This window comes from Staphylococcus borealis (assembly GCF_001224225.1).
GTDB lineage: Bacteria > Bacillota > Bacilli > Staphylococcales > Staphylococcaceae > Staphylococcus > Staphylococcus borealis.
This window is the reverse complement of sequence record NZ_CUEE01000001.1, coordinates 360,050-385,770: the sequence shown is the minus strand read 5'-3', so window position 1 is coordinate 385,770 and position 25,721 is coordinate 360,050. Positions and strand designations below refer to the sequence as shown.

Annotated in this window: 22 protein-coding genes and 1 riboswitch; of the genes, 14 read left to right on the top strand and 8 right to left on the bottom strand. The window is 35.8% G+C overall.

Features of this window, described 5'->3' with window-relative positions; genetic code table 11:
• Positions 1 to 2 precede the first annotated feature (2 nt).
• The 6 genes from AK212_RS01900 to AK212_RS01875 all read left to right on the top strand — a co-directional run bounded on the left by AK212_RS01900 (position 3) and on the right by AK212_RS01875 (position 7,504).
• A complete protein-coding gene (locus AK212_RS01900; protein WP_053028864.1) occupies positions 3 to 1,511 on the top strand; it encodes a phytoene desaturase family protein in 1,509 nt (502 codons plus the stop codon).
• Between the two features lie 13 nt (positions 1,512 to 1,524).
• Entirely contained in the window at positions 1,525 to 2,652 is a 1,128-nt protein-coding gene (locus AK212_RS01895) for a glycosyltransferase family 2 protein (RefSeq protein WP_053028863.1), read from the top strand.
• A gap of 20 nt (positions 2,653 to 2,672) precedes the next feature.
• Positions 2,673 to 3,530, top strand: coding sequence for a phytoene/squalene synthase family protein (locus tag AK212_RS01890; protein ID WP_053028862.1), 858 nt, complete (start codon positions 2,673 to 2,675; stop codon positions 3,528 to 3,530).
• 9 nt (positions 3,531 to 3,539) lie between these two features.
• Positions 3,540 to 5,045, top strand: coding sequence for a phytoene desaturase family protein (locus AK212_RS01885; protein WP_053028861.1), 1,506 nt, complete (start codon positions 3,540 to 3,542; stop codon positions 5,043 to 5,045).
• 80 nt (positions 5,046 to 5,125) lie between these two features.
• Positions 5,126 to 5,233: riboswitch (SAM riboswitch) on the top strand.
• Between the two features lie 78 nt (positions 5,234 to 5,311).
• Positions 5,312 to 6,472 carry an aminotransferase class I/II-fold pyridoxal phosphate-dependent enzyme gene (locus tag AK212_RS01880; protein WP_053028860.1) on the top strand — a complete coding sequence of 387 codons (1,161 nt, stop codon included), beginning with the start codon at positions 5,312 to 5,314 and terminating at the stop codon, positions 6,470 to 6,472.
• 33 nt (positions 6,473 to 6,505) lie between these two features.
• Complete coding sequence (locus tag AK212_RS01875; protein ID WP_053028859.1) at positions 6,506 to 7,504, top strand: D-lactate dehydrogenase; 999 nt, start codon at positions 6,506 to 6,508, stop codon at positions 7,502 to 7,504.
• A 159-nt stretch (positions 7,505 to 7,663) separates the two neighbouring features.
• Here the strand turns inward: AK212_RS01875 and copZ are convergent, their stop codons facing one another.
• The 3 genes from copZ to AK212_RS01860 all read right to left on the bottom strand — a co-directional run bounded on the left by copZ (position 7,664) and on the right by AK212_RS01860 (position 10,804).
• Positions 7,664 to 7,870 carry a copper chaperone CopZ gene (gene copZ, locus AK212_RS01870; protein ID WP_053028858.1) on the bottom strand — a complete coding sequence of 69 codons (207 nt, stop codon included), beginning with the start codon at positions 7,868 to 7,870 and terminating at the stop codon, positions 7,664 to 7,666.
• Positions 7,871 to 7,958: 88 nt separating this feature from the next.
• On the bottom strand, positions 7,959 to 10,346 hold the full coding sequence (locus AK212_RS01865) for a heavy metal translocating P-type ATPase (RefSeq protein ID WP_053029055.1): 2,388 nt from the start codon (positions 10,344 to 10,346) through the stop codon (positions 7,959 to 7,961).
• A 251-nt stretch (positions 10,347 to 10,597) separates the two neighbouring features.
• Complete coding sequence (locus tag AK212_RS01860; RefSeq protein ID WP_053028857.1) at positions 10,598 to 10,804, bottom strand: hypothetical protein; 207 nt, start codon at positions 10,802 to 10,804, stop codon at positions 10,598 to 10,600.
• Positions 10,805 to 11,035: 231 nt separating this feature from the next.
• On the opposite strand from AK212_RS01860, the gene AK212_RS01855 reads away from it, so the two are divergent.
• From AK212_RS01855 to AK212_RS01845, 3 genes are all read left to right on the top strand, one after another.
• Positions 11,036 to 11,905, top strand: coding sequence for an SDR family oxidoreductase (locus tag AK212_RS01855; RefSeq protein ID WP_053028856.1), 870 nt, complete (start codon positions 11,036 to 11,038; stop codon positions 11,903 to 11,905).
• Between the two features lie 486 nt (positions 11,906 to 12,391).
• Complete coding sequence (locus tag AK212_RS01850) at positions 12,392 to 12,967, top strand: sugar O-acetyltransferase (protein WP_053028855.1); 576 nt, start codon at positions 12,392 to 12,394, stop codon at positions 12,965 to 12,967.
• Positions 12,968 to 13,215: 248 nt separating this feature from the next.
• Positions 13,216 to 15,720, top strand: a complete 2,505-nt coding sequence (locus tag AK212_RS01845; RefSeq protein WP_053028854.1) for a glycosyltransferase — start codon at positions 13,216 to 13,218, stop codon at positions 15,718 to 15,720.
• A 243-nt stretch (positions 15,721 to 15,963) separates the two neighbouring features.
• Here AK212_RS01845 and AK212_RS01840 read toward each other — a convergent pair whose 3' ends face one another.
• Positions 15,964 to 16,914, bottom strand: coding sequence for an NAD-dependent epimerase/dehydratase family protein (locus AK212_RS01840; protein ID WP_053028853.1), 951 nt, complete (start codon positions 16,912 to 16,914; stop codon positions 15,964 to 15,966).
• A 279-nt stretch (positions 16,915 to 17,193) separates the two neighbouring features.
• Between AK212_RS01840 and pruA the strand changes: the two genes are divergently transcribed.
• A complete protein-coding gene (pruA, locus tag AK212_RS01835) occupies positions 17,194 to 18,738 on the top strand; it encodes an L-glutamate gamma-semialdehyde dehydrogenase (protein ID WP_053028852.1) in 1,545 nt (514 codons plus the stop codon).
• A gap of 133 nt (positions 18,739 to 18,871) precedes the next feature.
• Here the strand turns inward: pruA and AK212_RS01830 are convergent, their stop codons facing one another.
• Positions 18,872 to 19,321 (bottom strand): VOC family protein, encoded by a 450-nt coding sequence (locus AK212_RS01830; RefSeq protein ID WP_053028851.1) that lies wholly within the window; start codon positions 19,319 to 19,321, stop codon positions 18,872 to 18,874.
• Between the two features lie 132 nt (positions 19,322 to 19,453).
• Positions 19,454 to 20,002: a TetR/AcrR family transcriptional regulator gene (locus AK212_RS01825; protein WP_053028850.1), complete on the bottom strand. Its 549-nt coding sequence runs from the start codon at positions 20,000 to 20,002 to the stop codon at positions 19,454 to 19,456.
• A gap of 274 nt (positions 20,003 to 20,276) precedes the next feature.
• Between AK212_RS01825 and AK212_RS01820 the strand changes: the two genes are divergently transcribed.
• Together AK212_RS01820 and AK212_RS01815 are read left to right on the top strand one after the other, a co-directional pair.
• Positions 20,277 to 20,747, top strand: coding sequence for a hypothetical protein (locus AK212_RS01820; protein ID WP_053028849.1), 471 nt, complete (start codon positions 20,277 to 20,279; stop codon positions 20,745 to 20,747).
• A gap of 161 nt (positions 20,748 to 20,908) precedes the next feature.
• Positions 20,909 to 21,859, top strand: a complete 951-nt coding sequence (locus AK212_RS01815; protein ID WP_053028848.1) for a CorA family divalent cation transporter — start codon at positions 20,909 to 20,911, stop codon at positions 21,857 to 21,859.
• 227 nt (positions 21,860 to 22,086) lie between these two features.
• On the opposite strand, the gene AK212_RS01810 is transcribed toward AK212_RS01815, so the two are convergent.
• Positions 22,087 to 22,407, bottom strand: a complete 321-nt coding sequence (locus AK212_RS01810) for a YrhK family protein (protein ID WP_053028847.1) — start codon at positions 22,405 to 22,407, stop codon at positions 22,087 to 22,089.
• Positions 22,408 to 22,498: 91 nt separating this feature from the next.
• On the opposite strand from AK212_RS01810, the gene AK212_RS01805 reads away from it, so the two are divergent.
• On the top strand, positions 22,499 to 23,020 hold the full coding sequence (locus AK212_RS01805) for a methylated-DNA--[protein]-cysteine S-methyltransferase (RefSeq protein WP_053028846.1): 522 nt from the start codon (positions 22,499 to 22,501) through the stop codon (positions 23,018 to 23,020).
• Between the two features lie 84 nt (positions 23,021 to 23,104).
• Here the strand turns inward: AK212_RS01805 and AK212_RS01800 are convergent, their stop codons facing one another.
• A complete protein-coding gene (locus tag AK212_RS01800) occupies positions 23,105 to 24,271 on the bottom strand; it encodes a hydroxymethylglutaryl-CoA synthase (protein ID WP_053028845.1) in 1,167 nt (388 codons plus the stop codon).
• Positions 24,272 to 24,566: 295 nt separating this feature from the next.
• Between AK212_RS01800 and AK212_RS01795 the strand changes: the two genes are divergently transcribed.
• Positions 24,567 to 25,718: a thiolase family protein gene (locus tag AK212_RS01795; RefSeq protein WP_053028844.1), complete on the top strand. Its 1,152-nt coding sequence runs from the start codon at positions 24,567 to 24,569 to the stop codon at positions 25,716 to 25,718.
• Positions 25,719 to 25,721 lie beyond the last annotated feature (3 nt).

Sequence of the window (25,721 nt, the reverse complement as noted above, 5' to 3'; positions counted from 1 at the left end):
ACTTGTCACATAAAAACATTATCGTTATCGGCGGTGGATTAGGCGGTATATCAGCTGCGATTCGTCTTGCACAAAGTGGTTTTAATGTCACACTTTACGAGCAAAATGATCACATCGGTGGTAAAGTCAATCGACTTGAAGCAGACGGATTTGGTTTTGACTTGGGTCCATCTATTTTAACGATGCCATGGATATTTGAAAGATTATTCAGCTATAGTAAAAAACAAATGAAAGATTACGTTACGATTGAACGTTTACCTTTACAATGGCGTAGTTTCTTTACAAATGGCAAAGTTATAGATTTATATGAAGATTTAGAACAAATGGGCATTAACAACAGTCAACTCACGAATGAGGATATCAAACAATTGCACCAATTTATGGATTATGCAACGCATATTCATCGTTTCACTGAAGAAGGTTATTTCGCACTTGGGCTTGATACGGTTTCGGAAATTATCAAATATCAAGGTCCATTGCGTTCAGTCAAAGGTGTAGATTACTTCTCAACAATGCAACAAGCCATCAATCGTTACGTCGAAAAGCCAGAGTTAAGAGATATGCTAGGTTATTTCATTAAGTATGTTGGTTCTTCATCTTATGACGCACCAGCCGTGTTAACAATGTTAATCCATATGCAATATGAACAAGGTTTATGGTATGTCAAAGGTGGCATTCACCACCTTGCACGTGCATTGGAGCGATTAGCTGTTGAAGAAGGTGTGACAATTCATACTGGCAAAGATGTACGTAGTATTGATACGTATTTTAATCATGTCACAGGCGTTAGATTAGATGATGGTTCACATGTAAGTGCTGATTACATCGTTTCTAATAGAGAAGTCATACCAACTTATCGTGACTTACTACACTTTTCAAATAAGCAATTAGCGCAATTAGAGAAGGTTTATGAGCCCGCAGCGTCCGGATATGTTATGCATTTAGGTGTAGACAAAACCTATCCTCAATTGGTCCATCATAATTTCCTTTTCTCTAATGATTCAAAGCGTAATTATCGAGAAGTGTTCCATGACAAAGTCTTACCACAAGACCCAACCATTTATTTAGTAAACTCGAATAAATCCGATCCGGCGCAAGCGCCAAAAGGGTATGAAAATTTAAAAGTGTTACCACATATTCCGTACATTCAAGAGCAACCATTCACTGAAGAACAATATAATGATTTTCGAGCACGTGTCTTGGATAAATTAGAGCGTATGGGGCTTACAGATTTACGTCAGCATATTGTATATGAAGATATTTGGACACCGCATGATATTGAACAAACCTATCACTCGAATAAAGGTGCCATTTATGGGGTAGTGGCAGATAAGAAGAAAAATAAAGGATTTAAGTTTCCTAAACAAAGTCAATACTTTGATAATTTATTCTTTGTCGGAGGATCCGTTAATCCTGGTGGTGGAATGCCAATGGTGACGTTAAGTGGTCAACAAGTCGCGGATAAAATTAATGCACTTGAACGTGCGCTTACGAATGATTCAGAGGATTAGAGGTAATACAAGTATGACAAAATTAGCGGCACTGCTTCATGGAAGTATAGGTTTATCGTTAGTCAGTGGTTATTTAATGTATAATCGCCGGCATCTATTGTCATTTGATAAAACACATATAGGAGACTTTAGACAAAGCATAAGTGTGGTCATTCCAGCGCGTAATGAAGCAAAAAGATTGCCAAAGTTATTACATAGTTTGTCACAACAGTCACTACAAGTTGAATGTATCGTCATGGATGATGATTCAAATGATAGCACTGCTGAAATTGCGCGAAAAATGGGCGCAAACGTGTATAATGTGACATATGATAGCCATGAGCCTACATGGGTTGGTAAGTCATATGCATGTTATCAAGGTGTTGACCACACAACATCAGACATCATTGTATTTATGGATGCAGATGTAACATTACAAAATGATGATGCATTAGAAGCAATGATTCAGACCTATGCACAGCAACATTATCGTGGTTTACTAAGTATTCAACCGTATCACAGTGTGCGGAAACCTTATGAACATTTATCGGCAGTGTTTAATCTAATGACAATTGTAGGTACAAATACATTTTCAACTTTAGCTAAAGCAAAGGGTGATGCATTAGCATTTGGCCCGGTAACCGTCATGAACAAAGCGGATTATATTAAGACACAAGGCCATAAAAATGCTGCGTCACAAATCATTGAAGGATTTGCTTTAGGCAAAGCGTTTCAACGTTGCCAGTTGCCAGTGACTCAATTTGAAGGTCAGGGCTACGTTAATTTTAGAATGTACGAATCAGGCGTTCAAACGCTCGTAGAAGGATGGACGAAGCACTTAGCGGTAGGTGCATCGTCAACACAACCGCATATTATGATGTTAATCATGTTATGGATGATAGGTAGTATCACTTCATTCAGTGCATTCATACTCAGTTTATTTAAACAAGGATTGTCATTTAGACGAGCGCTACTATCTTATGGCTTGTATACACTACAATTCAGCCGTTTACATCGTAGAGTAGGTAATTTTTCGCTTTTAGTCTTGATTTGTCATCCAATATTATTTTTAGTGTTTATTTTAATTTTTATCAATTCATTTCGTCACATCCATTACACAAAACAGGTAAAATGGAAAGGACGACGATTTAATATTAAATAATATTTAGCAGGGGGTTCTCCATGAGCACATTAGAAGAAAATTATCAATATTGTCATCAAATTATGAAAGATTACTCTAAGAGTTTCTCATATGCTTTTGATATGTTACCTGAGCAACAGCGACGCGCAATATGGGCAATTTATGCTGTTTGCAGAATCGTTGATGATAGTATCGATGTACATCAAGACGTGGATTATTTACATAAGATTCATCGTGATGTTGAATCTATTGAACATCAAACAATAACGACATTTGAAAGTGATGCACGCATTATGACGGCTTTTGCTGATGCAGCGACACATTTCCAAATGAATTACCAAGCCCTCTATGACTTAATTGATACCGTAGAAGCCGATCAACACTTCGAGATGTTTGAAACAGATCGTGGTCTACTCGATTATTGTTATGGGGTAGCAGGAACAGTTGGGGTATTACTGATTCCTATTTTGGCAACGCCACCGTCAGACGAAGCTTATGCGTATGGTAAGCAATTAGGTGAGGCGCTTCAACTCACGAATATACTACGTGATGTTGGTGAAGATTATCGAAACGGGCGTATTTACTTTAGTAAAGCACGCTTAAATGAGTTTAATGTTTCAATTGCAGATGAAATGGAACGCGATCAACCCTCTGACAATTACATCAAAATTTGGGAATTCTATGCGACACTAGCGGATAATAACTACGATATGGTATTGAATCATCTCGATGTTTATAATGAAGAATCTCGTATGATTATTGAGTTAGCAGCTCAAGTCTATCGCGGTATACTAACTGAGGTACGTAAATCATCATATTCATTGAAAGAACGCGCATATGTTTCTAAATGGAAAAAACATAAAATCTACCGTAACTTAAAGAAAAAATATAAAGATTAGGTGAGATGTATGAACATAGCAGTAGTAGGTGCTGGTGTTACCGGCTTAGCAGCTGCCGCACGATTGGCCGCGCAAGGTCATCAAGTAACCATTTTTGAAAAGAATGAACAAGTCGGTGGCCGTATGAGTCAATTTAAGAAGGATGGTTTTACCTTCGATATGGGACCGACCATAGTGATGGTTCCAGATGTTTATAAAGCAGTATTTGAAGAATGTGGCAAACGTTTCGAAGATTATGTCGATATGAAACCACTCACACATATTTTTGATATCTATTTCTCAGATAAAGATAAAGTAAGTGTATCGACGGATTTGGCACAACTAAGCCAGACGCTAGAAGAGATAGAGCCAGGCTCAACGCAAGGATTTATGCAGTTTTTAACGGATATACATAAACGTTATGAGGTAGCGCGTAAATATTTCCTTGAGCGCACGTTCCGTAAGCCAAGCGAATTTTATAATCCGTTAACGTTATATCGTGGACTTAAACTGAAGACGTTTAACAATGCGAATCAATTAATAGATAATTATGTATCTAATGAAAAAATACGCAAGCTACTTGCATTTCAGACATTATATATCGGTATTGATCCGAAACAAGGTCCATCAATTTACTCTATTATTCCGATGATTGAGATGGTTCATGGCGTCCATTATATCAAAGGTGGCATGTATGGCTTAGCCCAAGGCTTATTACAGCTTGGTCATGACTATGGTGTCAATGTTGAACTCAATGCAGACGTGCAAGAGATTATCATTGATCCTAAATTTAAGCGTGCAGATGGCTTACGCGTTAATGGTGATATTCGACGTTTCGATAAAGTACTATGTACAGCTGACTTCCCATATGTGGCACAACATCTCATGCCTCAGCACGCGCCATTAAAGCGCTATTCTCCTGAAAAGGTGGAGAACATGGATTATTCATGTTCAGCATTTTTAATTTATGCAGGTATTAATCGTCAATTACGTGATAAATTGCATGTCCATAACGTGGTATTCGCTAAAGATTTTAGAGGTAATATTGATGATATCTTCAGTGGAAAGATGCCAGATGATCCATCATTATACCTTTACTTCCCATCTGTAGAAGATGAAGCATTAGCACCTGAGGGTCAGACAGGCATGTACGTATTGATGCCAGTCCCAGAATTAAAAACAGGCAAAATTGACTGGCATGACCCTACAATAGTAGAGAAGGCGAAAGACGTCATCTATAACAAACTTGAAACGATTGAAGCACTTAAAGATGTCCGTCAAGATATCGTATCTGAAACGGTTTTTACACCGCTTGATTTTGAGCAACGCTACAATGCTAAGTTCGGTTCAGCATTTGGACTCATGCCAACGCTGACACAAAGTAATTACTACAGACCAGCCAATGTTTCAAGAGACTACAAAGACTTATACTTTGCAGGTGCAAGTACACATCCGGGTGCAGGTGTACCAATCGTTCTAACGAGTGCTAAAATTACGGCAGAAGCAATGCTTGAAGATATTAATCATGGTGTATAATCTCCATAAAGTAAATGAATCAGAAAATTATAAATATTGACAATCATTATTGAACTGATACAATGAATATTAATTCAATAGACTTATCCAGAGAAGTGAAGGGATTTGGCCCGATGAAACTTCAGCAACAGACTTAAAAGATAAAAGTACTGTGCTAATTCCAAAGAGGTATACCTCAAAGATAAGTGTCATAGTTATAACTAAGCTATATGTCACTCTCTTTTGAGCGTGATATATAGCTTTTTAATTTTGTAAGGGGGTAAATCATGACAATTTCAAATAAGCTAGCGCATATTCCAGATAGTTACTTTGGTAAGACAATGGGACGTAAAGTTGAACATGGTCCATTGCCGTTAATCAATATGGCAGTGGGCATACCGGATGGTGAAACGCCTAAAGGTATTGTTGATCATTTTGCAGAAGCAGTTCGAATTCCAGAGAATCAAAAGTATGGCGCCTTTCATGGTAAAGCATCATTTAAAGAAGCGATTGTTAATTTTTATCAACGCCAATACGGTGTCACGTTAGATAAAGAAGACGAGGTGTGCATACTTTATGGTACAAAGAACGGTTTAGTGGCATTACCGACATGTATTGTTAATCCTGGAGAGAATGTGTTATTGCCAGATCCTGGTTATACAGATTATCTTGCTGGTGTCTTGCTTGCTGATGCCAATCCAGTACCACTTAATTTGGATCCACCAGATTACTTGCCAGATTGGCGTAAAGTAGATGCACAAACATTAGCGGATACGTCATTAATTTATTTAACTTACCCAAATAATCCTACAGGTTCAACAGCCACTAAAGCGGTATTTGATGAAGCTATTCAAAGATTTAAAGGTACACGCACAAAGATTGTTCATGACTTTGCATATAGTGCTTTTGGTTTCGATGCTAAGAACCCGAGTATACTCGCTTCTAAAGATGCAAAGGAAGTAGCCATTGAAATTTTTTCATTGTCAAAAGGGTATAACATGTCAGGTTTCAGAGTAGGCTTTGCGGTAGGGAATAAAGACATGATACAAGCACTAAAGAAATATCAGACACATACGAATGCGGGTATGTTTGGTGCCCTTCAAGATGCAGCAACGTATGCGTTGAATCATTATGATGCCTTTTTGGATCAACAAAATGACACATTTAAACGACGTCGTGATGCTTTTGAGAAGCGATTAAAGGAAGCAAATTTACCATTTGTGCATTCTAAAGGTGGTATCTATTCATGGCTTCAAACGCCACCGGGTTATGATAGTGAATCGTTCGAACAATATTTATTAAAAGAGCAGTCCATCCTAGTAGCACCAGGTATTCCATTTGGAGAAAATGGGCGTCATTATGTGCGCATTTCTTTGGCACTGGAGGATGATGTATTGACTGAAGCGGCGAATCGACTCGTATCGTTATCTAATTTGTATAACGTATAGCACTAAGACGAACATGAGAAAGGATGATAGATAATGACTAGAATAAAAATGATGAGTGTACGTGATGAAGATATTCCTTATATTGAAGAATGGGCAGAACAGCATAAGGTTGAAATAGAATTAAACAAAGAGATATTGACGGAAGATAATGTGGATAGTGTTCAAGGATTTGATGGGTTATCTTTATCTCAACAACATCCAATATCTGAAGACGTATTTGCGAAACTTCAACGTTTCGGGATTAAACATATTGCGCAACGTAGTGCTGGGTTTGATACGTATGATTTAAATTTAGCTACACAATACGGCATCATTATATCTAATGTTCCATCTTATTCACCAAGTTCCATTGCAGAGTTTGCCGTGACACAAGCAATTAATATTGTTAGAAATCAAAATGACATTCAACGTAAACTTCAAGCATATGATTTTAGATGGGAACCTTCAATCTTGTCACGTTCAATCAGTGATTTAACGGTTGCGGTTATCGGAACTGGACGTATTGGTTCCATTGCAGCAAGAATCTTTGCCAAAGGGTATGGTAGTCATGTTGTTGCCTATGATCCATTTCCAAATGAGCAAGTTGCACAGTATGTTACGTATAAAGAAACATTAGAAGACGCATTGCAGGATGCTGATATTGTCACAGTTCATATTCCAGCAACAAAATATAATCCGCATCTTTTTAATGAAGCATTATTTTCTAAATTTAAAAAAGGCGCTGTATTTGTCAACGCGGCTAGGGGATCAATTGTAGATACACGAGCATTGCTAGATGCCATTGATTGCGGACACATTAAAGGTGCTGCGTTAGATACATATGAGCATGAACGTGGATTATTCCCTGGAGATTATCGTGATAAAGCAATTAATGACGATTTATTAGATGAATTAATTGCTAGAGAAGATATCTGGTTAACACCGCATATCGCGTTTTATACTGATGCGGCAGTTAAGAATTTGATTGTGGATGCACTTGATGCAGTCCTTGACGTGTTGAATACAGGGACGACGCAATTAAGAGTAAATTAAAAAAGAAGTTAGGCGTGGCACACTGAATGTTTTGTAACCCCAGCTTGATTAGCTTGTAGCATTTCATTCAGAAATACGTTTTGCAGGGGTTTGCCACGCCTAACTTCTTCTATTTCACTTTTCGAATTCGCCTAAATCCTAAGCGCTTTTGTTCGGACCTTATTTTACATCGTAGCCTTGATCTTCAATGGCTTCTTTCATTTGTTCAACTGATACTCTGTCTTCGTCATAATCGACGCGAACTTGATGTTTGTCTAAGTCTACTTCAGCTGAAGTAACACCATTTAATTTAGCTAGTGCTGATTCCACTGCGTTTCTGCAGTGGTCGCAACTCATACCTTCAACATTCATTACTTTATTAATCATAATGATCACCTCCGACGTTCTTAATAGTATATACCCATATTTTACTCCTTTTTAATAAACAAAGAAATAAAATAGAAATGCTTCAAAATTATAGTTTCATTCGTCTTAGTCGTAAAGCGTTACTTACAACACTAACTGAACTTAAGGCCATTGCAGCGCCAGCTATCCATGGTGCGAGTAATCCCATTGCTGCAATAGGGATGCCTGCAATGTTATATCCAAATGCCCAGAATAAATTTTGTTTAATGTTGCGAATGGTCTTATGACTCGCGTGGATGGCTTTAGGTACTAACTGAATATCGCCTCCTAGAATGGTGATATCTGCAGCTTCTATCGCTACTTCAGTGCCCGTTCCCATTGCAATACCAATATCTGCTTTAACCAGTGCAGGGGCATCATTGATACCGTCACCTACCATAGCAACGTTATGCTGCTGCTCTTGTAACTGCGTGATATGTTGTGCCTTATCTTGTGGTAGAACTTCGGCAATGACTTGGTCAATACCAACTTCATTGGCAATTGCACGTGCAGTTCGTTCATTATCACCAGTTAGCATAACCGTTTTAATATGCATAGCTGATAGTTGTTGGATGGCGTTTTTGGCGGAAGGTTTAACTGTATCTGCAACAGCAATCATGCCCTTAAGTTTACCACCATATGCAATTAACATTACGGTTTGACCATCAGCTTCCATATATGTCATCTTCTGTTTCATCGTATCTATGTTGATGTGATGTGCTAGCATCAATTTTTTGTTGCCGACAAGTAACTGAGTCCCATCGATCATCGCTTGTATACCGTGGCCTGGTAATGTTTGATAGTCAGTGACGTCTACCAATTGCACACGTTGTTGTTCAGCATAGTTAACAATTGCGGTAGCTAAAGGGTGTTCAGAGTTCTTTTCAGCGGAGGCCACTAAAGCTAGTGTATCTTCATCCCCATCTAAATAAGTAACTTCTGGTTTACCATGAGTCAATGTGCCTGTTTTATCGAACACAACCGTATCAACTTGATGTGTGCGTTCGACATACTCGCCACCTTTGAATAAAATACCATTTTCAGCAGCGCGACCTGTACCAACCATGATAGACGTTGGTGTCGCCAATCCAAGCGCGCATGGACAAGCAATAACTAAAACGGATATCGCAGCAACGAGTGCATCCTCAAATTGACCAGGATGAACGATGGTAATCCAAATGAGGAAAGTTAATAATGCGATAGCAATTACAATTGGTACGAAATAGCCAGATATGATATCAGCTAAACGTTGAATAGGTGCTTTAGAACTTTGAGCTTCTTCAACGACTTTAATAATGTTAGAAAGGGCAGTATCCTTTCCAACTTTAGTGGCTTTAATTGTAATTACACCATTTGTATTTATCGTTGAACCGATTACTGCATCATCAACCTGCTTATCAACGGGCATGGATTCACCAGTCAACATTGACTCATCTATAGCAGTTTCACCTTTGATGATTTGACCATCAACCGGTATCTTTTCACCTGGCTTAATTAACAAGAGATCATTCACACTAACTTGATTCAGAGGTACCATTTGTTCGATGCCATTGTCATCAATGAGGCGTGCCTCTTTTGCTTGTAAATTCAGTAATTCACTTAATGCATGTGTTGTTTGCGATTTAGCGCGTGCCTCTAAGTATTTTCCGAAAAGAATTAACGTGATCAGCACAGCACTTGTCTCAAAATATAGGTGAGGCATATGTGTCGAACCGGCTAACCATTTGATCATTTCATAAATACTGTAAAAGTAAGCAGCGCTAGTGCCTAATGCGACAAGCACATCCATATTAGCGCCACCGTTGCGCAAGTTCTTATAAGCGCCAACATAGAATTGCCAACCAATGATGAATTGGATAGGTGTCGCAAGTATAAATTGGAACCAAGGATTCATTAAGATATCTGGTAAATGCATATTAAAGAGATGAACGAACATTGTCATGAGTAACGGTAATGCCAGAATCGCTGAGATGATTAATTTGTTTCGCTTATGTTTCAAAGCGCGTTGTTTGCGTGTAGTTTGATCTTCTTCAGTTTGTTTAGGTTGTGCATCATAACCTAGCTTTCTAATACGTTCTATTAAAGTATCTAAATCGGTTTGACCGGGATAGTAAGCTACCGTGGCTTGCTCAGTCGTTAAATTGACAGATGCTTGTTTGACACCTGTAGTTTTATTTAATACTTTTTCAATACGATTTGAACAAGCAGCACAAGTCATACCACTTATATCTAATTCAGCTTTATCTATGACTACATCATAGCCAAGCTTTTGAACGGTCGAAACGAAGTCATTGATTTCATAGTCATTTGAATCATATTCGATTGTTGCCTTTTCAGTCGTTAAATTAACCTGTGCGTTAACATTATCCATTTTGTTTAATCGCTTTTCGATACGGTTAGAACAGGCGGCACAAGTCATACCGGTAATATTCAATGTAGTATGTTGTTTATTGCTCATTAGGACACCTCCATTACAATTCATACATAATATACCCCCTTAGGGTATTCAAGTCAATGCTTCTGTTCTGCTTTTGAATAAAAAAGTGCCCTCCAAAGTGTTCATTTTTCAATGTCTACTTTGAAGGGCACATATCAAGTCTATATCTTAGACTACAAGTGTATATGAGCAGTCGTGGACTGAATTCAACATGCACTTGAATGTCTTCTTATTGCCAAAATATCATTTTATTGTGTGGTTGATATCGTATTTTAGAAAAAATCGGATGGTTTAAAATGGTCTAAATTTAAATCTTTATAGTTATTAAAATCAAAATTGGATATATTTTGAACTAATTCGCCATTTTTAGCTTGATTGTAATAATAGTTCGCTTCATTCATTACATCATGATCTTGGAAGGTCTTTACAATACCAAGTATGATTAGTAATGCAATAATACCTTTAAATAAACCTCGCATATCGTCGCACTCCTTTATCTGTATGTTCTCGTTAGTGGCTTAAGTTATATCTTTAATAGAAGTTTAATTTAATTATATAAGGTTTCGTACTAAAATGCATGAGACCAAGGAACTGACTTCTCATCATTCTAAAGTTGTAATGAATTGGGACGTTGATAAACAGATAACCACTTTGTTTCAAATGCGACATTAGTGGGAACGGTTAAGTAAATGGATAAGGAGTGGTAACGAATGAATTTATTAGAATTTCATAAGCAAATTAAAGGCTATACTCAAGGTCATCAACCAGGTACTGAGAAAGATATGAATCCTAGACCAATTTCAGAGCTAGATGACTATAAAGCAGCAGGTAAACTGCAAGGTAAAGTTGCATTAATTACTGGTGGTGACTCAGGTATTGGTCGTTCTGTTGCGATATTATTTGCTAAAGAAGGCGCGGATGTAGCAATTGGTTATTACGATGAGCATGAAGATGCTGAGGAAACCGTTCAACGTTTGAAAGACATCGGTGTTAAAGCTAAAGCGTATGCACATGATTTAAAAGATGCACAGCAATCTAAAGATTTAGTGCAACAAGTGGTTCAAGACTTTGGCGGATTAAATATTCTAGTAAATAACGGTGCTGTTCAATATCCACAAGACCATTTTATGGACATAACGCCGGAACAATTTAAAGAGACATTCGAAACTAATATATTTGGTATGTTCTTCTTATCACAAGCGGCCGTTCCATATTTAAGTGATAACGATACGATTATTAACACAACAAGTGTAACAGCATATCGTGGTTCAGGTCATTTGATTGATTACGCTTCAACTAAAGGCGCGATTGTTTCATTTACACGATCATTAGCTACAACACTAATGGAGAAAAATATACGCGTCAATGGTGTAGCGCCAGGACCGATTTATACGCCTTTAATTCCAGCTACCTTTGATGAAGACAAAGTGGAAAATCAAGGTGGCAATACACCAATGGGTAGACGTGGACAACCTGCAGAACTTGCGCCAGCCTATGTGTTCCTTGCAACAAATGCAGATAGCTCATATATCACAGGTCAAATTATTCATGTTAATGGTGGCGACTATATTACAACGTAAATGGAAGTTTTATCATATTTAATGTCTAGGATGTCATGGTTATAGCACTGGTTATGGTCTGGGACATATATAATCTAATAATGCTATTTTGGAAATTCGCCATGGCTGACTGAACTGAAAAGACACTTAAGCCATGCATTTCACAGTTCTAGCTGGGCCCCAAGCAAAGAGCATTTCATCAAGAAATTCTACAAGCAAAGCAAGCTGGGAGTGGGGCCCCAAGCAAAGAGAGTGTGTCATTAAGAAATACTACAAGCAAAGCAAGCTGGGGTTGGGGCCCCAGCAAAGAGAATTTCATTAAGAAATTCTACAAGCAAAGCAAGCTGGGGTTGGAGACGTTTTTAAAAAGAATGTTGTCTCACTCCCGGCTTTTTGGTTGTTAGACATAAAGTCTGCATTTCTTTAATGGAAAGGGAATTTCAGTGCAAAAGCGTCTTGATTCGTTTAAACTTTATGATAATAATTGAAAGAAGGTGAGTGAGTACGATGACAGAGAAAGATAAAATGTTAGCACATCAATGGTATGATGCGAATTTTGATAATGATTTAGAAGCAGAACGTATACGAGCTAAAGATTTATGTTATGACTTTAATCACACACGCCCAAGTGATGATAGCAAACGACAAGCAATCTTAACTGAATTATTTGGCGCCCAATTAGAGCATATTACAATTAATAGTCCCTTCGATACAGATTATGGGTGGAATGTTAAATTAGGTAAGAACATCTTTGTTAATAGTAATTGTTACTTCATGGATGGAGGTGGCATCACGATTGGTAATGATGTATTTATAGGTCCATCTTGTGGCTTCTATACTGCCCATCATCCATTAACGCCTAAAGAACGTAATGCAGGTTTAGAGTTGGCCCAGCCTATCACAATTGGGAATGACATTTGGTTTGGAGGCAATGTTGTAGTTACACCTGGTGTAACGATTGGTGATGGCTCAGTTATTGCAGCTGGAAGTGTAGTGACTAAAGATGTACCACCGAATAGCCTAGTTGCGGGCGTGCCTGCTAAAGTAATAAGAGAAATTGATGAAAGAGATGCCCCTAAATAGTCATGGCATCAATCAGGTATAGATAACCTTTGAGTCGTCCAGTGGCTCAAAGGTTTTTCTATCTAAAAATTTAATATACAAAACGCATTATTTTAATAATATATAATATAAATAAATGATATAATATGTTTAGACTGTATATTGGAGTCCATCTCCATACATACTTAAGAATCAAAATGTAATTCAACACATTCATTTTATGACATCAACTTAAGAGAATGAAATACAACTTAGAAAGGAAAATGAATATGGCACTGAAGACATTTTTACAAAATCAAAGTCGTCGTAAATTTAAATTTATAACGACGCCTTTACAAAGAAGAAATAACTCAGCTTATACACGTAAAATAATGCGTTATGCGCACAATTATGAAGCGAATAAAGTTAAACAACACGATATTCTATATCAAGTAAGAGATGGGAAGAGTATTACAGATAGTCCATATGCTATCTTTAAACGTTTGATTCATCATCCCAAATACCGTAAATATACGCATAAATGGGTCGTCGACACTACCGAAACGTTAGAATTTTATAAAAAGAAATTTGAGAAATATAAAAATATTGAATTCGTGATTAAAGAATCTCCAGAGTATATAAGGGCACTAACCGAATGTAAGTATCTAATTAACAACTCAACGTTTCCAGCCTATTTCATTAAAAAGCCTGATCAAATTTATGTGAACACATGGCACGGTACGCCACTCAAATATATGGGTCTAGACCTTGAAAATGGCTTACGTGGTTCGCAAAATATTATTAAAAACTTTTTATCGAGTGATTATATCATAAGTCCTAATCGCCATACGTCAGACATTTTTGAAAGGGCATTTAGATTGGACAATATTTATGGTGGGCAAATTTTAGAAATTGGGTATCCAAGAATCGATCTCACATTGAATAGTGATTCAAAAATGCTTATTAATGAATTAAGATCATACATTGATATTACTGATGAGAAAGTATTGTTATATTGTCCTACTTGGAGAGGGGATGATGTCAACACGCCTGAGGAAAGTTTAAATCATATTGTCGAAGAAGTTGAAAAATTAAAACATCATCTCGATTATCAAGTATTAGTAAAGGTACATCCATTTATTTATAAAAAAGCAATTAAAAATGAAGCACTAAAACCTTATCTTATTCCAGATTATTTTGATACAAATGAAATATTAACATTTGTTGATTTAATGATAACGGATTATTCAAGTATCTTCTTTGATTATTTAGTCACAAATAAACCCATTGTCTTTTATACACCTGACTACGAAGCATATCAATTTGAAAGAGGAATGTATATCAATGCTCAGGATTTACCGGGACCGGTTGTGCATACCATTGATGATGTTGTGCAAGCGATACAACAAAAAACATATCAATTAAGTAAGGTGCAACATAACTATCAAACGTTTAAAAACACGTATGCGTATCTAGATGATGGAAATGTTACTGACAAGGTGATTGAGCGCGTATTCACCTCAAAACATAAGCGTAAAAAGAAAAAGAAATGTGCTAAAAAACGACTATTAATTTATCCTGGTGGGATGAAAAATAATGGTATTACCTCTTCTGTTATCAATTTATTAGAGAATATTGATTACAATCAATATGACGTTACGCTATTTACGAATCGAAGTAATAATGAAGAAATCTTGAATAACCTGAATAATGTTAACCAAAATGTAAGAATTATTTTAAGAGTTGGCCCATTAGCAGCGTCGTTAAAAGAGACGTATAAAGTAGACTTCGTCAGACAACGAGGGCTAATAAGTGCATTAGAACGTTTCTTATATCCAAAACATGTATATGAACGTGAGATGCGTAAAATATTAGGTGAAAGTCAATTTGATTATGCGATAGATTTCAGTGGGTATTCTATGTTTTGGGCGAATCTTATTTTAGCTACGACTGCTAAACGTAAATTGGTCTACCTTCATAGTGATATCAAAGCGGACATGGAGAAAATCGTCAACGGTGTGAAACCGCATTATCAAAATTTAAAAGGTTTGATCACATTGTATGATCAATTTGATAAACTGGTATGTGTTTCTGATGCATCAAAAGAACAAAATATGCACAATATTGCTAAAAAAGCATTAAATAAGAAATTTGTAGCGTCAAGAAACACGATTAATTTAAGTAAAATATCGCAATCCATGTTAGATAATGCTGACCAATTTGAGAAAAATAATGTACCGGTGCTCGTCGGTGTGAATAAAGGGAAAGTGACGTCGGTACCTTTTAAAGAGGATGATTTTAAAATTGTGTCGGTTGGCCGTTTATCACCTGAAAAAGGGTTTGATTTATTAATTGAAGCGGTTGGCAAGGTTATCGTGCATTATCCTAATACGAAATTATATATTATGGGAGAAGGTCCATTAAGACATAAATTAGAACAACAAATTCGTAAGTTGAAGTTAGAACAACATGTCTTTTTATTAGGACAACGAAAAAATCCATTCTATATTATGAAACAAGCAGATGTTTTATCGTTAACGTCTTATTATGAAGGCCAATCAATGGTTCTACTTGAAGCACTATCACTTGGTATGAATGTATTGGCATCGGATATCATTGCGAATCGTTATGTATTAAACAATGGTAAGTATGGGATGTTAGTGAGTCATGATGTCAATGATATTAAGCACGGCTTAGAGCGTTTTATCAAACATCAAACACCCAATTATGAGACGTTTAACGCTCAAGAATACAATCAATTAGCGATAGAAGAGTTCTATAACCTTCTAAAATAATCAGTAAATACAATATCTATTGAACTTAAAAATTCCTAATCCTAAAAGCATTTGAATGTGTAACAATCATGATTGGGATAAAGTAAGTAATAATTTCATGGGGTTAATAGAACGATAAGAAGGGAGTGGGACGACGAATTCAAAAGAATTCTGTCCCACTCCCTACAAATATATTGACAGTAGTTGACTGAATTAAAAGGGCATTTGCAACAAGATGCTTTTAATTTATCTGAGTCGATGCTTTTATAATTTTACTTTATGTTCTTTGTTATATGCCAAATAAGATTGAATGCCTTTAGCTATATCATATTGAGGATGATAACCCAATGATTCAAGTGGTGTAATGTCAGCACAAGAATGTTTAATATCTCCAAGTCTTGGTGCTTTAAATTGGTATGGGATACTGTAATTGAAGCCCTTTTCAAACGCTTTAAAAACTGCTTTCAGATTTGTTTGTATGCCCGTACCTACATTGAATATTGAACCACTTGTTGCTGGAGTATTCAGCACAAGCCACATAGCGGCAATTAAATCATCAATGTAAACAAAATCACGAGTTTGTTCACCATCACCATAGTAAGTAAATTCAGTCTGATGCGTAAATTTATGATTCATTATTGAGATGACACCTGAATAATCCGAGTTAGGATTTTGTCTTGGACCATAAACATTAAAGAATCTGAGACAAGCGCAGGGCATATCATATAAATGATGATAAATCTTAGCATACTGCTCTCCAGCGTATTTCTGTATTGCATATGGAGATAATGGCGATGGTTTAGAGTGAGAAACGGATTTAGGTAAACTTGGTAGATCACCGTAAATGGCTGCCGATGAGGCAAATATGAATTTTTTAATTTGCTTATTGTACGTTCGAATGGTTTCTAAAAGATGAACTGTGGCATCAATATTAATTTGATTAGATAAAGATGGCTTCTCAATTGTTTCAACAACACTCACCATGGCTGCTAAATGAATAACATAATCAAATTGCTCTTGACGTATTAATTGCGTTACAAACTCAAAATCGGTGATATCCTTAACGTAAATATGTTCTTTATTAACAAAGGGAATATTATGTAAGTATCCTGAACTTAAATTATCGATAACATGTACCTCGATATTTTGCTTAACAAAATGTTCGGCTACATGTGAGCCAATAAATCCTGCTCCGCCTGTAATTAATGCTTTCATTTGTGTACTTCCTTTTCTTGATGTCGTTAATTTGTGTAAATTTATTATACTTTATTTTTATAAAAATATAAAATTATAATAATATCGTTTGCATGTGTTTTGAGTGAAACACCACATCTGACTAATAATTAAAACTTTTCAGATAATATGTATGTAAGCGATTGCAAAAATAACCCGAAGCATAGTAGAATGAAATTAATGATACAAATTATCATTTTAAGTAAGTCAATGTTTTACTGATTTTTATAATTCTTACAAATACATAGGGGGTAATTAAGAATGGTAGTACCTTTCAAAAATGAACCTGGGATTGATTTTTCAGTACAAGAAAATGTAGAAAGATTTCAAAAAACGTTAGAACAAGTTAAAAGTGAATTTGGTCAAACACTTCCAATTGTGATTGACGGTGAGCACATTACTAAAGATGATACATTTGATTCAATTAATCCAGCTAATACATCGGAATTAATTGCTAAAGTATCTAAAGCAACTAAGGAAGATGTTGATAAAGCATTTGAATCTTCAAATAAAGCATATAAAGCGTGGCGTCAATGGTCACATAAAGATCGTGCAGAATTATTATTACGTGTAGCAGCAATTATTCGTCGTCGTAAAGAAGAAATTTCTGCGGTTATGGTATACGAAGCAGGTAAACCTTGGGATGAAGCAGTAGGCGATGCGGCTGAAGGTATCGACTTTATCGAATACTATGCACGTTCAATGATGGAATTAGCAGATGGTAAACCGGTATTAGACCGTGAAGGGGAACATAACAAGTACTTCTATAAATCAATTGGTACAGGTGTAACGATTCCACCTTGGAACTTCCCATTTGCGATCATGGCTGGTACAACATTAGCACCAGTAGTAGCTGGTAATACAGTTCTATTGAAACCTGCTGAAGATACAGTATTAACTGCGTATAAATTAATTGAAATTTTAGAAGAAGCAGGTCTTCCTAAAGGTGTTGTCAACTTTGTACCTGGTGATCCTAAAGAAATTGGTGACTATTTAGTTGATTCTGTGCATACACACTTTGTTACGTTCACAGGTTCTCGTGCAACTGGTACACGTATTTATGAACGTAGTGCAGTGGTTCAAGAAGGCCAAACATTCTTAAAACGTGTTATTGCAGAAATGGGCGGTAAAGATGCGATTGTCGTTGATGAAAATATTGATACGGATTTAGCTGCAGAGTCAATCGTAACGTCAGCATTTGGCTTCTCTGGCCAAAAATGCTCAGCATGTTCACGTGCTATCGTACACAGTTCAGTTTATGATGAAGTCTTAGAAAAAGCAGTAGCATTAACAAAAGAATTAACAGTTGGCAATACTGTAGATAATACATTTATGGGTCCTGTAATTAATAAAAAACAATTCGACAAAATTAAAAAATATATCGAAATTGGTGGTAAAGAAGGTAAAATTGAAATTGGCGGCGAAGCTGATGATTCAACAGGTTACTTCATTAAACCAACCATTATTTCAGGATTAAAATCATCTGACCAAGTAATGCAAGAAGAAATCTTTGGTCCGGTGGTTGGCTTTACTAAATTTGATAATTTCGAAGAAGCAATTGAAATTGCGAATGATACAGACTATGGTTTAACAGGTGCAGTGATTACGAATAATCGTGAGAACTGGATTAAAGCAGTGAATGAATTCGATGTAGGTAACTTATACCTTAACCGTGGATGTACTGCAGCAGTTGTAGGTTATCATCCATTTGGTGGCTTCAAAATGTCTGGTACAGATGCCAAAACAGGTAGTCCAGACTACTTATTAAACTTCTTAGAACAAAAAGTCGTTTCAGAAATGTTCTAAGATCAAAAAACATTTTATAAATATAAAGCTGGGAGTGGGACGATGAATTTAAAAAGAATTCAGTCCCACTCCCTTATATTATAGATTCTATTACAGCGCATTGTTAATGAAATAAAACAGAAAGTGATGTGGATTATGAATTAAGTTGTGTGTAATCTTGCCCGTGTAACATCCATCGTACGCCATATTTATCAGTGAAGGCACCCATTTTTCCACCCCAGAATTGTTCTTTAAGCGGCATTTCGATGTTTACAGAGTCGTGATTTTTAATTTTATCGTAAAATTGTTGAACTTTATCTGAATCGTTATGATCATTGACATCGAAATCGATAAGCAGTGAAATACCATTATTAATATTCTCTACACGTCCAAATGAATCGGAACATAAGATTTTGACGCCTAATACTTCGAATTCTGCGTGCATAGTAGCGTCCGCAGCTTGTTCTTTCGTCATGCCAAATTGTTCTGCTTGTGCTTCGCTAATGTCTAATCTTTTAACGTTTGTAGCGCCAAAGACGTCCTCGTAATAGGATATTGCCTCTTTTGCATTTTCGAATGCTAAATATGGAAATAATTCAGTCATGATTTAACCCCTTTTTATTAGTTTATAACCAATGCCATTATATATTGATTTATAATAAATAGCGATTAATACCTATTGACGACTATAAAAAACATGAAGAAGTAGCTTTGATGCCTACTTCCTCATGTTGATTTAATCGTGTGCTTTGACATTGATAAGTTTATGAAAAATTTGGTCCATTTGCTTAGGTTTGATTTCTACATTTTCATCCTTTTTCCAATCCATAAATGCATTTAGCACGGAACCGAAGACATAGAATACTAAACTCTTAGGAACGACACCGTCAACAGTAATGCGATGCATGTTTGCTTTGAAGTCGTTCTGCATGATTTCAATCAAATAGTTATTGCGCGCTTCATAAAATGCTTTATCATTGAATTGTTTATGTTCAATTCTAGATATTTCTTCTTTATTAAATGTATTGGCTAGTGTTTGAAAAGGATTATTCAAACGTTCTTTAATGTCAGTCGCAAAATAATCATCATGTGTTAATTTCAATAGCTGATTTAATAATTCGAATTTATCATAAAAGTGTTTGTAAAACGTCGTGCGATGCACACCAGCATTTTTGCAAATCATATTTACCGTTATAGTTGAAAATGCTTCTTCTTCTAGCAACGAATATAGACTATCTGTTAATGCTTTTTTGGTCTTAATTACCCGTAAGTCTTTATCATTCAAAATTGTTCTCCCCTAACATCTATAGAAGAATCTAATCATTTTATAGAAACATAATATCTAATTATAGATTATATAAATACATAAATAAACATGTATTTACATTAAAGATGTAAATAACGTATAAAAATTAAACTGATATGAAAATTCTGAAATATCGTGTACGATGATTTAGACGATGCGTTTCAAAGCATTGTGAAAGGGTATATGTTATGCAAATAGAAACATTGCTTAACGAATGATATTAAACGAGTTCTGTATGGGAGGATTTTCAATTATGAAAGGCAGTAAACAATTAGATCAAATTAAAGAAGATAATAAGAAGCAACTTAAGAAATTATTTAAATATGATAAAGATAGCGCGCTAACATTTAGTAAAGAAGACCGTGAAAAGGTTCAAGATAAATTTGGCGTTTATGTTATTTTTGATAAGAAAACGCCTATTTTCGTTGGACAAACTGGTGGTTACTCTACAGGTTATCAACTAATTACTAAGGATTTATTTAATAAATTAGGTCAATATAATTTAAAATCAGGTGTAGGGACGACTAAATTTAAAAAAGGCTTAGCACAACAAAAAGGGGTCAATGTAGACGATATAAAATCAATTACAGCTGAAGATTACAATTTGAAATTCCAATATGTCAATGTTAAGAATGAACCAGCATTCATCAACGTTTTAGAAATTTTAGCCATTGAATATGCTAAAGACAAAGGTTATGAATTATATAATTTTAATCAAAACTAATGTGATTACTTTACACGTGTAATATGATTGGGAATTAAGGTTAAGACATTAACGGATTTAAGCAATGTATTTAATGCGACTTTCCGTGTGTCTTAGCCTTTTGTTTTTATTTTCTGAAAAGTGGTATGGAAGAATAAAAGAAATAAAAAGTAGGAGATACTATGGCAATCCGTGTCCACTATCAAGACCAAGCACATCGTTTTCATACTGCATGTACATTTTCAGCTATACCTGAAGATGCTAGACTTGTATGGGTTGATTTCGAAAATCCAACTCAAAATGATCAAGCAATACTGACGCAACGGTTCAATATTGCTAAACACCACATAGAAGCGTCTGAATTTACAGTAACAAGACCTAAAATAAGTACCCATCCGCATAAACAACATTTATATCTCATACTCCATGCGATAAGTCACAATGATTTTTCAGCAGAACCACTAAGTATAACTGTAAAGCATAATTGGATGATTACCGTACATAAATATCCTATGAAGGTTTTATCAGACATCATTTCGTCATTCAATACGTTGCCGAAAGAGATAACTGTAACTGAACTGGTAGCCGTCATGATTGATAGATTTACAGAGGAATATTTTAACTATGTCAATCGTGTGGAAGACATTGTCTTTTCTTTTGAAAATCAGAATGTAGATAAAGTTAATAACCGTAAATTAATGGATGATGTCTATCGCATTCGCTCTGAAATTATTAAATTAAAGCGTATATTGATCCCAATGGAACAACTACTAAATGAAATGATAGATGAAACATCATTAAACGTATCACACGAGTATCAGTTATTGATTAAGCATATTCATAGTAGGTTATTAAGACAGAACGATACGTTAATGGCATGTGAACATATTACAGATGATATTAAAGATAATAATGAGTCTTATCGTTCTAATAGAATTAATGGCGTGATGAATGTGTTAACGATTATTTCATCCATATTCTTTCCATTATCATTTTTAACGGGATGGTATGGCATGAATTTCTCCTATATGCCTGAACTCGATTGGCATTATAGTTACTTTGTCTTTATAGCTATTTCGTTCATAGTTGTTGTATCACTCATTACACTTTTTAAAAAGAAAGATTGGTTCTAACACAAATAAAGCGTGGGGAGTGGGACAGAATTCTTTTAAATTCGTCGTCCCACCCCAGCTTGCTTTGCTTGTAGAATTTCTTGATGAAATTCTCTTTGCTGGGGCCCCGCCCGCAAGGGTGACTAGAACTGAGAAAAGCTTGATTAAAGCGCCTTCTCAGTTCAGTTAGCTACTGCGAATTTGCAAAATAGCTTCATTATATTATTTTTGTCCCAGACTGCACTTTATTAATGATTATGTGTCTCTTCGGTAACGTGTTGACTATACTTTCGTTTGTAATATCTTGATAGTTTCATATCATGAACAAAAGAAATTACAGGTCTTGCAGTCATTTGAAGACTACCAATCACAAATAATATTGTGCCAGCAATCATAGTTTGATCACTAAAGAATAAAAAGCTTCCTATCAAGAATATAATGCCTAATACAATATCATTGATTTGATATAGGGCTTTGTAGAAGAATGAAATTTGTTTAGCATGATCATCTTCATTAAATCGGTTTGTATTGAAATGTAAATCAACATCATCTTTATTTAAACCAGCCACCAGTACACCTCCATTATTTAAGTATTGTTACATACTTCCCGTTGTACATTGGCATCAAACTTCGTCATAATGGTCAGAAAGGAGGGGTTTGATGGCGTATTCAATGCTTTACGAATCACCCGTGCAAAATTTAGAACTCATTAGTGATGGCAAGTCACTCACGCATCTACTTTATAAATATCAGGACACGACAGTGACACATCCTACTAATCCGGAGCTAGATGTCTTCAAAAAAGCAGTTAAATGGTTAAATCAATATTTTGATGGACAGCGTCCGACTATTGATTTTTCGCTTAAACCAGAAGGTACTGAATTTCAAAAAAGCGTATGGCAGAAATTACAACACATAGAATATGGTCAATTAAAAACATATGGTGAGATTGCACATCTTGTAGGAGAAGAACGCGGTAAACCCAATATGTCTGCACAAGCAGTGGGTGGCGCAGTAGGTAGTAACCCTATTTCAATTATTATCCCATGCCACCGTGTAGTTGGAAAAGATGGTAGCTTAACAGGATATGGTGGCACAATTAATCATAAAATCAAACTACTCGAACTTGAACAAGTAGACATGACTCACCTGTATCGACCTAAACATTCAACCAAACCGTGATCATAGTGAATATAAATAAAAAGAGGCATAAGAGACACCTTGCTAAAAGTGCATGTCTCTTACGCCTCTTTACTATGAATGATGTTATTCAGGACGGTGATATTGACGAATATCATCTTGAATACGTTCTAAATAGTAAATAGATGTGTCGTCATTTGATTGTTCCGTATCATGATCGAATTCTAAATTATCGAAACGTTTAAAGAAACTTTCGTAGTCTTCAACTGAGACTTCATGACGATCATTCAATAATGCCTTATGTCCATCAATATCTAATTGTTTATCGTAACCCTCAACTAGAGTGGCACTAAAGAATTCTCCAACTGAACCTGAGCCATAGCTAAATAATCCAATTGTTTGACCACCTTTTAGTGATCGATTCTCTAATAATGAGATTAAGCTTAAATATAATGAACCTGTATAAATGTTACCTACATAACGATTGTAGTATACTGCATCTTCATAACTAGAAGTTAAACGTTCTTGTGTTGTTTCATCGGCATCATTAATAATAGAATCCAATGCTTTTTTACCCATTTTAGTAAATGGTACGTGGAAACATAATGATTCGAAGTCAGATAGTGATTTACCTTCACGACGCGCATATTCATTCCAACTTTCTTGGAATGATTTAATATAGGCATCTTTAGATAAAGCTCCTGCAACTAATGGGTATTGATGTCCAGTTGGTCTCCAGAAATCATAAACATCCTCTGTATATGCAACAGCGTCATCATTTAAGACTAAAATACTAGGATTATGAGAAATTAACATAGCCACTGCGCCAGCACCTTGTGTTGGTTCACCACCAGATTGAATACCATAACGTGCTGTATCACTTGCGATGACAAGGACTTTTTCTTCAGGACGTTTCTCAATGTAGTCTTTAGCTAATTGGATGGCAGGTGTTGCAGCATAGCAAGCTTCTTTCATTTCGAAGCAGCGTGCAAATGGCTGAATACCTAATAAATTGTGTATTTGAACTGCCGCAGCTTTGGCATTATCAATTGCAGATTCAGTCGCTACAATGACCATTCCAATATGTTTTTTATCATCATCTGTTATAATATCTTTAGCAGCATTAGCCCCCATAGATACAATATCTTGTGATACTGGACTGACTGCCATTTGGGTTTGACCAATCCCAATTAAAAATTTATTTGGATCAACTTGGCGAGCTTCTGCAAGCTTAGCCATGTCTACATAGTATTTAGGGACGTAAAAGTTAATTTTATCAATTCCTATACTCATGGGCACTACATCCTTTCATTATTCTAATTTTTATAATTCATATTAATAGTAGCTTTTTGTGACAATTTCATTTAAAATGCTCACTAACAGAAAGCGTTTTCATTCTGATGGTTAAATGCAATAACGCATGTCGTTTAATAGCGTAATATAATAAAATACGTGAAACCGCATGGTATAACATTGAGTTTGAGAAAACTTCTATCGGCTATTATTAATAATCATATTAATAGTTATTTTACCAAATTAAATAACTAAATTACAATTTATATATAAACTACATATAAGGAGATAAAGAATGAAAAAAATTGCTATAGTCAGTGCTAAAAGAACACCAATCGGTAGATATAAAGGGAAATTAAGAAATTATTCTGCAGTTGAATTAGGAACGACAGCTTTGAAAGGTGCCATCGAAGCTGCGAACATTGATCCTAATATCATACAACAAGTTATTTTTGGAAACGTATTACAAAGTGGCGTAGGACAAAATCCAGCACGCCAAATTGCGATCAAAGCCGGTGTACCTGATACAACACCAGCTATGACAATTAACGAAGTATGTGGTTCTGGGCTTAAAGCGATCATATTAGGGAAACAGTTAATTCAATTAGGCGAAGCGGATGTTGTTGCAGTCGGTGGGGTTGAAAGTATGACCAATGCCCCTCAATTAATTTTGAAAGAGGGTCAAGAACCTGTTGAAAGCTTTATGCACGATGGCTTAACAGATGCGTTTCATTATGTACCAATGGGCGTAACAGCTGAGAATATCGCTGAAAAATATGACATCACACGTGAAATGCAAGATGAATTTGCAAATCATTCACAAGCAAAAGCAGCAAAAGCGACTCAAGAAGGTAAATTTAATAATGAAATTATTAGCATGACAGACGCTGAAGGTGAAGAAATGACTTCAGATGAAGGTGTGCGTCCAAATAGTAGTGTTGAGAAACTTGCAACATTAAAGACAATATTTAAAGAAGATGGCACAGTCACAGGTGGTAATGCTTCAAGTATTAACGATGGCTCATCTGCGCTTATCTTGATGGAAGCATCGTATGCGAAAGCACACGGGTATGACATTCTTGGTATTGTTGGAGACTATGCTGAAGTAGGTTGCGATCCTCAATATATGGGCTATGCACCATTCTATGCTGTTGAGAAGTTACTGAATAAAACAGATAGTAAAATCGATGATGTCGATATTGTAGAGATGACTGAAGCATTTGCGGCACAAAGTATACCAGTTAAAGATAATTTGCATATTCCAGATGACAAGTTAAACATTTATGGTGGTGCGATTGCATTAGGACACCCAATTGGTGCAAGTGGTGCTAGACTTGTCACAACATTAGTGAATGCACTTGAACAAGAGAATAAACGCTCTGGTATTGCAACGGCATGTATCGGTGGCGGACTAGGCATCGCTTTAATGATCGATAAAGGGGAATAATAG